Below are 11,751 nucleotides of genomic sequence, written 5' to 3'. Positions count from 1 at the left end.
TTGCTATCCCGAGATTTTCTTTTGAATTCGACGCACGCCCTGGTGCCACTTAAGGAGCTGGCTCACCTTCATGCGTTCCAGCTCGGACGGCTGAAAATGGAAGGTAAAAGCCACTTCCTCCATCACTTCGCGCCAGTTCGGAGGAACTCGGGCAAAAAATCCATGACCACCGGAACGATCTTTGCCAAATCCGAGACCTTGATTGTGCGCGCCGCCGAAGGCGGTATGCCTGCCATAGAAGCGATAATTTTATGGATATCACCAAGGTTGAGTTTGACACCCCCTTCAGTGACAGTGATCTCGACACCATCGAGGCCGCCGCAATCAGGTTCATCAAGGGTCAGTTCCTTGACGGTGTCACCGTGCGCCTCAATAGGGCGTTTCAACTGAATTTTGACAGGCTCCATTACTTCATCTCCTCGGCGCTAATACCTTCGAAACGGACCGGAATTTCGGCCTCTTCTGAGCTGCCGGTTCCTTCACCGGCCCACCAGGCGTTGCGAAGGACGATGGTTTTGCTGTTGGCCAGCTCGAGGGTGACTGTCACACCGTCAAGTTCCAGAACGGACTTTAGGTCCATGTCCGGACGATCGGTCACAGCACCTTCGATGAACGGAACCTGCGGCATGGCTTTGTAACCGTGCACACCGTCTGCCCCGACAATGCCGTCGCGCTTGTCTGCGCCCAGGTTGTAACTGAAACTGCCCTTGGCATCGTATTGAGTGCCATCAACCTTGAAGTAGATCCGCCCGGCGCGGCGATTTGGGTTATTAGACATATCCTTGTCTCCTCACGGAAAGCGGTTAGAGAATGAAGCCGATCTTGGCCCCGCCAACACGGAACTGGTTCATAAGGTCCGGTGGCAGATACCAGTCGAGCCGGTTCGGATCGCTTTCATTGCGCTCGCAAATCAGGTCGTTTTTGAACTGATCGATGTTCTCGACCAGACCCTGTTCTTCCCATACGCGGAAACGTGCAATCGCCTCGGCCTTGCCGAGCTTCGGCGTCATGATTGCCTGGCCGGCACCGTAGTTCGTGCTGTCATTGCCAAGTTTATGACGGGGATATTTGCGCAGGATGTAATTGCGGAAATCGTAGCGTAGATAGCCAAGGGTCAGCGGCGTATTGACATCGAGGTAGCTGATGTCTTCCGCACCCTGCGGATTGGTCTTGTAGGTCGTAATGAGACGCTGAATACGAACCAACCCACCGTCATCAACCATGAAGGTCGAAATGCCATCGAACAGCAGCAGGTTGTTCTCCTGCAGCGTGAACCGATCCTGCGTCTTCGGTGGCAGGATGCCATCCAGCGTCAGCGTCTGGAACGGACGGGCCGGATCAATGTTGGCGTAGTACGAAACCTTGCCTGCAACAGCGGCCGCAATTTCCCAGGTAGGAGACGGGCTGCCGGCACCGTTCATGATTGAAACATGCGGGCTGTTGCGGCTGTCGCCAAGTGTGCCCAATGCAGAATGTGTTCCCGTGGCTGCGCTGAAGGCCATCGCCTCAATCATGCGCAGCGGTCCCCAACGATCGACCAGTTCGGTCTCGAGCGCTGTGAGGTTCGCAGCATCGGTGTAGGGGTTGGTGATGACGTTGTAGTGTTCATCACCGATTGCAGCCCACACGTCTTCGATATCCGGGTTTGCCTGCCCACCAGACATGGCTGTAATCGTCAGCGTCAAGCCTTCAGGCAGGCTCTCGCCATCGTAGTAGTTGACGCGGATATCCAGATCGTTCCCCGCAACGCCCTTGTTACGTGCCGTCAGGTTGACCTTCTCGGCCGTAACGCCGTCAACAGCAGCCGAGACCGACAGATCTGTGTTGGCCGTTATCGCATCAACAATGTTGCTGGCGATATCGCTCAGCGCATCATCGCCAGAAACACCAACCTTTACACGCCGACCACCGATGTAGAGATAAATGACGCCGGCCGAAACCGTGCCACCTACTGTCAACGCCCCGGTTGCGGCCGTTGCGGCAATTTCATCATCAAGCGCAATTGCCCAGGTCTCGGTAACGCTATTGTTCTGCAGCTGGCGTTCAAGCATCTGGGCAAGCATCGAACCAGCACCGAAATAGTTCTTTGCCTGGGCTTTACTGGTGACCCGGATCGGTGTCAGAGCGGCAACTGGCTGACCACTTGCAATGCGCTGGCCAATAACCAGATTGCGATAAGGCATCAATGCCGGACCGGACACCGCGTTCGTGTTGTCAAACTCGGCATAGACGAACGGAACTCGCAAGGTCGTCGGGATATTATCGAAGCTGATCGACATTTCAGGCCTCCATTTCCTTCAGGGCCGCGTCAACTTCCTTGCGCGTCACACGGCGATTAAGAATGTCTGAGAGATAGGTGAGAGACGGTTTGCCATCCTCGGTCGCCTGCGCCTGGTCGCTATAATCAAGCGCCTTGAGAAGCGAACCGAGAGTGACCTCCTCTTCGACCACTGGCGTGTCGGGCTCATGGGTCTCTTCAGGCAAATGTTTAACCTGTTTGAGATCACCTGCGGCGATCCGACGGCGGTAATAGGAAGTGAGCGAAACGCTCTCGCCTTTGGGGCGGATATGGCGGGCACCATTTTCGGTGCGCACCTTCAAGCCATCCTTTCCAGGCACAACATTGACTTTGTTGGTCATTGGTCTTGCTCCAGTGTGATCGTGTCTTTGGCATCCGTCGTGCCGTCAGGTGCCGCGAGATCCCACTCGGGGGCACCAGTATTGAAACTGTCGATCGCGATTTCTCCGACGTCGACAAAGCCCCGCGTTTGCAGGGAAAGGCGCGCACGATGGCAGAGAGTTCCGGCAAACATGACAGGCCCGCTGTCTTCGAGCTGGACACCTGCAAGGCCGTCAACCAGCGTCGTCTCGACAACACCACCGATTGTCTCGTCATGACGGAAAGCTGCTCGAATTTGCTCAATCAGATCGTCGAATACGATCTCGCTCTGATTGGCATCATCGAAGCTCATAACCCCTTCTATGCGCCAGGAATGGATTTCGCGGTTCGCATTCGTTGAGTCTTCCTGCTCGACCGTCCGCACCCGGCGCACGAACCACCCGCACACCTTGTTTTCCGACACATAAAGGTTGCGAAAATCCTTCTGAGACACGGCATAACGCTCGTAGCGATGAACTTTCCCGGCCCCCGGCACCGTCGCGATTTTTGCAGCGATTGCGTCTCTGATCTCAGTAAGGCTCATGCTCGGCCTCCCATGCGATCGGCAATCCGGACACGCGCTCGGTCGAAGATCCGCTGCACCTGAAGATCGTTTTCCTCAAAGGCCCGCTCGAACATATGCGCCCCCTTGGTACCGGTGCGGCTGATCTTGCGGGCAATCGCGAATGCAGCGCCCTGCGCTTCGGCGGGCGAAAGTCCAAGTTTGTGCTCGGCCCAGTCCGCAAGCGGTTGCACTGGAGGAAAGTGCGGGCGGGTTCCAAGTTCGACCGGGACTGCGTAATCAAGGGGCGTGCCCACCATACCGATCACATTGTCGGACAGCACTTCCGGCTCTCGCGCGCTGATAGATCCCTTGAGACCGCCACCACCACCGACGCCAGTTGGCGTGTTTTCCTTGACCTCACGCTCCAGCAAAAGGCTCGCTTGCCACGTCGCGGCAGTAAGCTCTTCGGTCACAATCTTCGGTGACTTGTCAAAAGCATCAGCCAGAGCGGCGGCTTCACGAATATCAATACGGACGTCGAAAGCCATTGCTCAACGTCTCCGCTGCTTATGAACGATACGATCGCCACCGAGCTGATCACGCAGATCGAAATTCACAATAGCTCCACATGGGACCGTGCGTTTCGGATCAATTCCAAGGTGATTGAGATAGTTCTCGCGCAAGCGTTTGGCGCGTGCCGCATAGTCCCGGCCTTTGGATTGCCAATCGGTTGTGTCGCCCTGAATAGTGGGCTCGCGATGACCGGAATAAAGACTGGATAGCTGTTCAAGCAGCAACTGTGCTGCCCAGCTTGCGACGGCCTCGCGATCTCGCACCGGGACTGTATCCACCAGGTCTGCCACCTCGTGCAGAATGGAATACTCAACATGCACTTCTGTCCCGGCTGCGAGATTCTCAGCGAGCCGGATGCGCAGCCCCGCCAATGTATTTTCAAGTCTCCCTTCAAGTGGAACGCGCCCACTGTCGCTGGGAAGCCAAATCGCCTGAAGAGAACTGAAGTTCAGTGCCCAGCCTTCCGGAAGGTCGAGAAGGTTACCGGTACCGATAATGGCTTCGACTGCCGATCGTGGCCGATCGGTCGAATAGCGGACGACGGCCAGATTGATAGCCTGGTCACGTTCATTTTCCGATACCGCGCCGCTTTCGTCGCGAACCAGTCCATCAACCAGTGTCTGAAAATCTACGAACGCCATTGCTCTCACCAATAAACAGGAAAGCCGATCTTTCCCGGCAGTCACCCCTAAATCGGGTATGTCGCTGAGAGGCCTTTGACAGACCTCTCAGCCAAGGTTCAAAGCGCCGTTCTAGACAACCACGCCTTTGTAGAGGCCACGGAAGTCGACCGGGGTGCCGCCATAAATGTGACGGATCTTGTAGGTCAGCTTGTCGCTGGCGAACATTGAGCCGTTTGTCGGGTTGTCCTGGACAAACAGTTCCGGCTCTTCATTGCCATCGAGGAAGCCGATCTCGATGCTCGGAATGTCGTTTTTGTCGGCCGACAACGCCCAGTCGTTTGCATCGGTCCAATACCAGACAGGAACCACCTGGACATTCTGTGCCTGGATAAAGTTCTTGTCGTTTTCGGTATTACGACGGAAGAGATCGACTGCCGTTTCTTCGAGGGTATCGGGAACCCACAGGAAGGTCGGCGGAATACCCATCTTCTCGCCACTGTCCTTTTCGGTCTGCTCAAGCATCGCAAGACGGCCGGCAGCGAAAGAGGCTTTGTCGAGCGCCGCAGCACCCAGGTTACCGTGCGTGGCATGGAACAGGGTTACGCCGTCGTAAATGATCGGGTTGTCCTTGATAAAGTCGAGAACGAACTTGCCGAGGGTACGCTTGGCAGACCGAGACATCTTGATCGGGATCTGACGAATGACACCAACATCATCGTTCTTGATCATTTCAAGCGTGATGCTTTCGGTCCCGCCTTTTTTCGCGACAGCATAGGTCGCCTTTTCGTCCGTCGGCGAAGCAAGAGCTGCATAGTCTGCACCCTGGGCGACTGCCGGAAGATCGCCATAGCCGCCAAAGCGAGTGCGTTCCTGCGAACGGAAGTCGGCAACATTCACGATGTTGGCCAACTGACGCCAGACGTCATAGCGCGTCGGCACGTTATAGTCGGCGATCATACGGCGTGTTATTGAATCACCCAGCACGTCGCCAAAGGTTCCGGAAGCCAATGCCTCACGCATCAGCGACTGGTCGCAGTTGCGAATGGAACCAGTGACATACTTGTCGCCAGTTACCTGCACATAGCATTCCTTGAAAGAGCGCGCGTGGCGATGATCCTTGTGGTCCGGATCAAAGAACGCTTCGAACATCTGAGAGGTTTTTTCGAACCGGTCTTCACCAATCTGAATACGCGACCCGACGGTACCGAGCCCACGGACAGAACCACTTTCCGTGAAGGTCGCGATGTAGTCTGCTTCGTCGGAAATGGCTTCACGAACATTTGCATCAGTGAAACTGTCCATCGCATCAAACTTCGCCTTCAGGCGCAGCTTTGCCTTATCCGGCAGTTGGCTGGCATCGATCAAAACGCGAGCACTTCCACGCGCTTCGACCATACGAAGTTCTGCCCGCGTGACCGGGGAGTTTTCATCTTCAGCTTCGCGAAGATCGTCCGCACCTTCATCGGTTTCGGGATTTACGGCTTCGGTCAGCATGGCGATCAGCTGATCATCCGACAGCTGTTCTGTATCCTTGTCTTTGAGAAGCCCTTTGGCTTCAAGCAGAGCGATGATTTCGTCGCGTCCCATGACTGCGGTTCCTTGTGCTTCAAGAAGGTTGATAATGCCGCCGCCTGCGCCTGGCTCAACGATCAGATCGACGGAACTTACTTTGAGAAAAGAGACAGCCTCGCGGACGCGCTGACCATCCTTGTTGATCACACGGGCTTTGGCCCGTGCATCAATCGAGAAGCCAAACAGGTCAGTTAACTGCTGCTTCCATGCTTCCCGAATTTTGACTGCGATATCGCCTTCCGGCTCGATCAGCAGGAGATCGGCGTGAATTTCACCCTCGGCTTCGACAAAGGCAGGATTGCGCAGAACACCGATCAGGTTGCGGACATCCTTGCCCTGGCCTTTAAGGTGTTCCTCGTCAGACTTAACGAAGACACGCACGCCATCGAACAGTGGCACGGCCTCGCGGAGAACATCTGCTGGGTAAAAGTTCCGGTTTCCTGAAACGCCTTGGCGAATTACGCGAATGCGATACTGTGTGGCTTTGCTATCCGCTTCGATGAAAGGCCCAACAGCCTCGCGCATACCGCCGTCAATGACAGGTTCGAAAGTCTTGATGACTTCCTGCGGATTTCCAAGAGACACCTTTGTCCCGTCGACTTCGTAGGGATACCGGAGCAACTTGCCATCCTTGTTCTCGACAACAATGAAGTCGTCGAACAGGCCGTGGATATAGGGCCACCAGTCTTCCTCGCCGGAAAGTTCAAGCGCTTTCTTGATTGCCCCCTGCAGAAGATCCTGCAACTGGCGAAGATCGCCCTCGAAAGCTTCGCGGACCGCATCAGGACCGATCAACCCCAATGCCGGAATTCCCTGTGCTTCCCGGAAATCGGTAATGAATACTTTTGCTGATGTTGCCGAAGCGACAAGTGCGGCAATGCCCGCTGATGCGAGAAACAGTTTGCTGCGGGCCATTACTTCAGCTCCGCCTGGTGCTTCTGGCCATCAATCGTGACAGCCGTCAGAGCTTTGTCACGGACGACCCATGACAGTATGTGTTCGGCCTTGACGGGCACTTCGTCGGTGACCGGCCCGCGCTTCTTGTCGACCGATTTGACGACAAGAACCTTAACGTCGAGCTGCTTTGCAACAGCCTCGGCATCGAGATCAGGTTCTGCATCATCTGCCTTTTTGGAAGTCGCCGCCTTTTTCGCGGGTGCCGACTTTTTGGCAGGCTCGGTAGACGGCTGGTTTGCACCGGCCGTTGCATCCTTGCCCTTGTCGGCTTCGGAATTGATTTCCTTGGAAGCGGTCGAAGGTTCTGCAGCTTTCGAACTGGACATTGCTCTCACACCTTGTCGGATGAAACACAAACGGCCTTGATCGTCAGGCCGCTTTGGTGCCAATCTATCGGTGTGATTGCTTGATGACGTGTCCGGAACAGTTCCGGTCCACAGCTTCTCCTCCGGACTGATGTGCAATCCGGATCCCCAAACACTTAAACATTCGGTTTTAAGAGGCTTTAAGAGGCTGTGAGAGGCCTAAGAGGCCATTGGGAGCAGCAACGCCCCATCTATAGAGCCAACTGTGCTTGTATGGCAAAATAAATCGAATGAACGATTTTGCCGGTTCCAATCCTTCAATTCAACTCGCGCGCCAGATCTCGTTTGCGTGGATTGCGATAAATTTCATCGTCACTGAACGGCATACGTTCGGCATTCTTGACCTCCCAGTGCTCCATGTGAGGAAGGGAAACGCAGCCGCAATTTATCGTGTCCTTTGCCGGTGCATTTGGATCTCGCGGATACATCAACTCTACGCCCCCAACAATGAACGGCTTGTCGACTTCAACAATCTGTCCATCGGCCAGGTCGTGACTTGTACGGCTGTGAACCTTTCCTGATCTCCGCCATTGCTTTTTCAGCCCTGGCAACATTTCGACAGCTTGCTTTTGCCGTTCCTGGGATGCCACTGAGAACGCGCGCCCCATCTCTGTCCGAACAATCGTAACAGCCCGACTTCTCTCACTCTCGATTAACATTGCAACAGAAGTAGCAGCATCGGCCGGTGTCTGGCCACCGATCATGACAAGGCCGATCTGGCCCTTCACCTTGCTGGCAACGTCCGCGCTGACATTCTTCAGGCGATCGGTAAGGAATGACCGGATCGCCATCAGTTGGCGGCGATCCACATCAGGCAGTAGTCCGGCAATTCGCAACCCACCAGCGGCCAAAGGCTTCTCGATAAGATCGATGCCAAGCGAATGCGCTGCGGCCAGATGTTCACTAGCCGAACTGGCCATCTCTTCGCCGATCTCTTTAAGAACCTTGTCGATCGATTGCTGGATGTTGGGCAATTGCCATGCCTGAAACTCACTCGCGCCCATAGCCAGTTCGGCGGCAATGCGTTGCCGACCGACCTTAAGGATATGGACAACGTCTCTGAGGGCGGTGCGCATTTCTTCAGTGTAAAGCTTCACTTGGCGTTTGCGCTCTTTCCGAAAGGCTTTATCCCGCGGGTCGGTGGTCATGCGGCCTCATCCTCTTCGAAGCCCGGAAAACTGTCTTCTTCCTGCTGCTTGCCCTTGTCTGCCAATGCCTGCTCCAGTTCCGCGTCAGGATCGACTTCGAGGCCCATGCGACCGGCAACCAGGGCAATAAGAGCGACCGCAGATGTCTGGCTCAACAAATGACGATCAACAGCGGCCGCAACCGCCGTGACCACACTGACCAGGGCAGTTGCGTATTTCGAGGTGTCGCTTGCAATCATTTCTGCGAACACGGCCGAGACCTCGTAGTCCTCCGGCTCATTGCTCTGATCGGGTTCCGAGCCATAAAGGACCAAAGTCTTTTGACGAATGACGAAGGTGCCAATCTCTTCAAGCATATGCTTGATATAGCGCTGACGCATGGACAGATCCTTGAAGGTCGGTTCGCCCATCTCGCCCGCTGTTGCGCGGTTGACATCGCCGCCGCCACCAAACCAGTGCTCGGGGATCGAACGGCCACCAAGAATATGGTTGCGGAACAAACGCGCCGTTTCATTGTTATCGGCTCCGTTAAGTTCCGGAACGACGGCGTTCCATGTTTCGCTGTCGTTATGGACGCGCACGCTGCCCGGTCGCGGCGGTGCAATCTCGCGGGCACGCTGGTTGACTTCATCGGGCGTTGCCCCCTTCAGGGTCACATCCCAAACAAATGCGCGCAGAAAGTCCCAGCGCTCGAGTTCGCCAAACAGTGAATGGTCGTAACCATCCAGCCAGTCAATCTGGGGCAACAGGTCAGAGTGTCCTCGGGTCGCGTTCGACAAATCGTTGACCGTGAAATAGAAGCAATCACCATCGGTAAAGGTTTCGCGGATATCGCGTGTCCGTTTTGAAAATGCGTCTTCAGGACCATTCACGATGATGCGATAGCGCCGTGCAATACCTTTTCGGTCTTTCTTGGTCACCACCCCGATCGGCTGTTCGATATTGTCCGGATCGGTGACAACCGTTTCGATCAGTCCAGGATCGAGATAGCCCAAACGGACATGGCCGTTCATTTCGTTGACGAAGGCCGGATAGCATTGCTCTCCATAAAGGGCCAGTTCACGGACCTTCTTGGGCAGCTTGATATCCATATTGTTGATCGGGTCATTCCAGAATTTGCGAAGCCATTTCTGGGCCTCTTCATCCTTGACCTGAAGCGTGACACCTTCGGCCAGCAGAAACGCCACCGGGAGCTCGATAAGACGATTGGCTAGCGGATTGGTCCGCCACATATAGACGCCAAGTTCCTGCATGCGGGTCTGTGTGATCGATGACAGATCCCGGCGTGCATCGCCGGTCAGTCGACGCCAACCTTCCTCGTCATTATCGATCGTCTTTCCGGCCGCTTCTCTTACCGTCGTCTCCTTCTTCGAAAACAAACCGCCAAACGACAGAAAATGTTTCAAGCCCATGTGCGTTTTCTCCCGTCAAAAGGCGTTCCCGGCCGTTGCAAAAGACGGTTAGCATCCCGGCCCGGCATGCTCCGAACGTCATAGATTTCCGGATCGTGGTCTACGGTTGCACCCGCAGCCGGCAACGCGGCCTCGCTGGCCGCCGCAATAGCCAGCATTCCCGCCCAGAACCGGTCAGCGTGTCCCTCTGCATCATCATCAGCAACCAGCCGAATACCCCCGGTGACACCTGTAACCTTGCGAACCTTGTGAAGGTCGGCGCGCAATGCAGGATCGCCGGCAGGAATGCGGATTTTGCGATCCTCGAATTTCTGCTTTCCCATCGTCGCGATATTCAGGCGCGTTGCACCCTGAAGCAAAACGCCATCCACCCTCAACTCGCCATAGCGCTTCTTGGCATCTTCAACGGGCTTCTCGCCCATACCGCCTTGGTCCATTGCGATGCGCACCGGGTTATAGCGGTAACACAACTCGTCCATGATTTCGTCCTGTCGGGAGAAAGAGATATTTTTCTCGGCACGGATTTCCCTCGTGACCAGAACGTCCCCGACCTCTTCTAAAACCCAAGCAACCCAGAGGTTGTTACGTCTTGCAATGTCGTTTCCGATAAACGTTTTGCCACCTGTGAACTTTGACGGATCACCAGAATCCTCCGCTTCACACGGCATGATCAGTTCGTAGGTTAGCCAGGCTGTTGCCTCATCGGCCCATTTGAGCTCATATTCCTGTTCCCAGGCATCCTGATCTGCGATGCCCTGTTTCAGTTCTTCAATGCTTCGGGGCAGCCCATCGCTCACCGCACGATAGATATCAACCTCGTGACGCGACCAGGTGCTATCCCCGGCCGTCATCAGCTCATAGAATTTGTTACCCTTGCCGTTAGGCGTGCTTGTTACGCGAAGTTTGTGACCAGCACTGATCACCGGGAACAGGGCTTTCCAAATTTCGCGAGAGTCCCGATGGAAAGCGAATTCATCAAGGAAAACATTGGCAGAGAAGCCGCGAGCCGTATCAGGGTTGGCTGGCAATGCAGTAATGCGCGATCCCCCCGGAAGAACGACCTCGAGCGCTTTGTAACGGCTGTCATCGGCACCGGAGACCTCATACTCCAACTCTTCGAAGCCCATCTGATAGGCTTTGGCATGTAGCTTGATGCCTTCATCCATTGCTTCTTTGGCTTGCCGTTCACCACGGGAGAGAATGACCCAGCGGGCACGTTTGTCGTTGACCCACGCATCGAAACAATCATCAACGATCTCAAGGCCCGTCGTAAACGTCTTGCCTGTTTGGCGGGCGAACATGCCGATTTTGAAACGCGACCGGTCAAGAAACCAGTCACGCTGATATTTGAACAATGGAACGGCAGGCTGGGTTTTGGTCATTCGACGATGATCCCGTAAACTTCTTCACGGATGCGCTTCAGTACTGCTTTCGGATCGGATGTTTCTGTTTCACCCAGTTCGCTCTCGACTGTTTCAAGCTTGCGATCGACAGCATCCCGGATCTGTTCTCTGAGCTTGGTTTCAAAGTCTTGATCGAGACGCAGCGCTTTACCCAACTCAGCCAGCCCCTTGCCCAACATCATCACATCTTTGGTATCGAGCTCAGCATCCTCTTCCTGAAACTTCATCAGCATGTCGAATACAAGCGTCCTGGTCATCTCGACCAAAAGACGACCCTGCTTACCTTGCACAGCCGCATCACCAAGTTCGGTGGTGATTGCTTCCGTGATCTGTCGGGATTCCCGGAGGCGCGCCGCCACACGTTCAAAGTTCTGGCTATATCGACCGACGGACGAGCGGGAGATTTCATAACCCCGCTTTCCAAGCCAACCAACAAGGTCATCGATAGAGCAACGTCCCGTCGCCATCAGGTGCCGGAAGGCTTTCAGATCCTCTTCGGAGAGTTCTGTTTCGATCTTGGGTTTCGTCGCCATT

General features: G+C 55.1%; 14 protein-coding genes. All 14 read right to left on the bottom strand.

The window, feature by feature from the left end:
• Positions 1-3 precede the first annotated feature (3 nt).
• On the bottom strand, positions 4-123 hold the full coding sequence (locus tag SIB88_RS05940) for a GpE family phage tail protein (protein WP_412557599.1): 120 nt from the start codon (positions 121-123) through the stop codon (positions 4-6).
• Positions 123-407 (bottom strand): phage tail assembly protein, encoded by a 285-nt coding sequence (locus SIB88_RS05935; protein ID WP_412557598.1) that lies wholly within the window; start codon positions 405-407, stop codon positions 123-125. Before SIB88_RS05935 ends, SIB88_RS05940 begins: the two co-directional genes overlap by 1 nt.
• A complete protein-coding gene (locus SIB88_RS05930) occupies positions 407-778 on the bottom strand; it encodes a phage tail tube protein (protein ID WP_287465581.1) in 372 nt (123 codons plus the stop codon). The genes SIB88_RS05935 and SIB88_RS05930 overlap by 1 nt, the downstream gene beginning before the upstream one ends.
• 25 nt (positions 779-803) lie before the next feature.
• On the bottom strand, positions 804-2,279 hold the full coding sequence (locus SIB88_RS05925; RefSeq protein ID WP_412557597.1) for a phage tail sheath subtilisin-like domain-containing protein: 1,476 nt from the start codon (positions 2,277-2,279) through the stop codon (positions 804-806).
• Position 2,280: 1 nt separating this feature from the next.
• Entirely contained in the window at positions 2,281-2,640 is a 360-nt protein-coding gene (locus SIB88_RS05920) for a DUF2635 domain-containing protein (protein ID WP_412557596.1), read from the bottom strand.
• The gene (locus tag SIB88_RS05915) at positions 2,637-3,203 is read right to left on the bottom strand and encodes a hypothetical protein (protein WP_412557595.1); all 567 of its coding nucleotides are present in this window, start codon (positions 3,201-3,203) and stop codon (positions 2,637-2,639) included. Before SIB88_RS05915 ends, SIB88_RS05920 begins: the two co-directional genes overlap by 4 nt.
• Positions 3,200-3,712, bottom strand: a complete 513-nt coding sequence (locus tag SIB88_RS05910) for a hypothetical protein (protein WP_412557594.1) — start codon at positions 3,710-3,712, stop codon at positions 3,200-3,202. The genes SIB88_RS05915 and SIB88_RS05910 overlap by 4 nt, the downstream gene beginning before the upstream one ends.
• A gap of 3 nt (positions 3,713-3,715) precedes the next feature.
• Entirely contained in the window at positions 3,716-4,378 is a 663-nt protein-coding gene (locus SIB88_RS05905; protein WP_412557593.1) for a hypothetical protein, read from the bottom strand.
• A gap of 111 nt (positions 4,379-4,489) precedes the next feature.
• Positions 4,490-6,847 carry a Mu-like prophage major head subunit gpT family protein gene (locus SIB88_RS05900; RefSeq protein WP_412557592.1) on the bottom strand — a complete coding sequence of 786 codons (2,358 nt, stop codon included), beginning with the start codon at positions 6,845-6,847 and terminating at the stop codon, positions 4,490-4,492.
• The gene (locus SIB88_RS05895) at positions 6,847-7,215 is read right to left on the bottom strand and encodes a hypothetical protein (protein WP_412557591.1); all 369 of its coding nucleotides are present in this window, start codon (positions 7,213-7,215) and stop codon (positions 6,847-6,849) included. Before SIB88_RS05895 ends, SIB88_RS05900 begins: the two co-directional genes overlap by 1 nt.
• A gap of 296 nt (positions 7,216-7,511) precedes the next feature.
• Positions 7,512-8,402 carry a phage minor head protein gene (locus SIB88_RS05890; protein WP_412557590.1) on the bottom strand — a complete coding sequence of 297 codons (891 nt, stop codon included), beginning with the start codon at positions 8,400-8,402 and terminating at the stop codon, positions 7,512-7,514.
• Positions 8,399-9,814: a hypothetical protein gene (locus SIB88_RS05885; protein ID WP_412557589.1), complete on the bottom strand. Its 1,416-nt coding sequence runs from the start codon at positions 9,812-9,814 to the stop codon at positions 8,399-8,401. Before SIB88_RS05885 ends, SIB88_RS05890 begins: the two co-directional genes overlap by 4 nt.
• Positions 9,805-11,196, bottom strand: a complete 1,392-nt coding sequence (locus SIB88_RS05880) for a terminase large subunit domain-containing protein (RefSeq protein ID WP_412557588.1) — start codon at positions 11,194-11,196, stop codon at positions 9,805-9,807. The genes SIB88_RS05885 and SIB88_RS05880 overlap by 10 nt, the downstream gene beginning before the upstream one ends.
• Complete coding sequence (locus SIB88_RS05875; protein WP_412557587.1) at positions 11,193-11,750, bottom strand: DUF3486 family protein; 558 nt, start codon at positions 11,748-11,750, stop codon at positions 11,193-11,195. Before SIB88_RS05875 ends, SIB88_RS05880 begins: the two co-directional genes overlap by 4 nt.
• Position 11,751 lies beyond the last annotated feature (1 nt).

Origin of the sequence: Thalassospira sp. MIT121401 (genome assembly GCF_047125595.1) — a bacterium.
GTDB classification, from domain to species: Bacteria; Pseudomonadota; Alphaproteobacteria; order Rhodospirillales; family Thalassospiraceae; genus Thalassospira; species Thalassospira povalilytica.
Note: the sequence above shows the minus strand (reverse complement) of the source record. Positions and strands in the feature narration are given on the sequence as shown.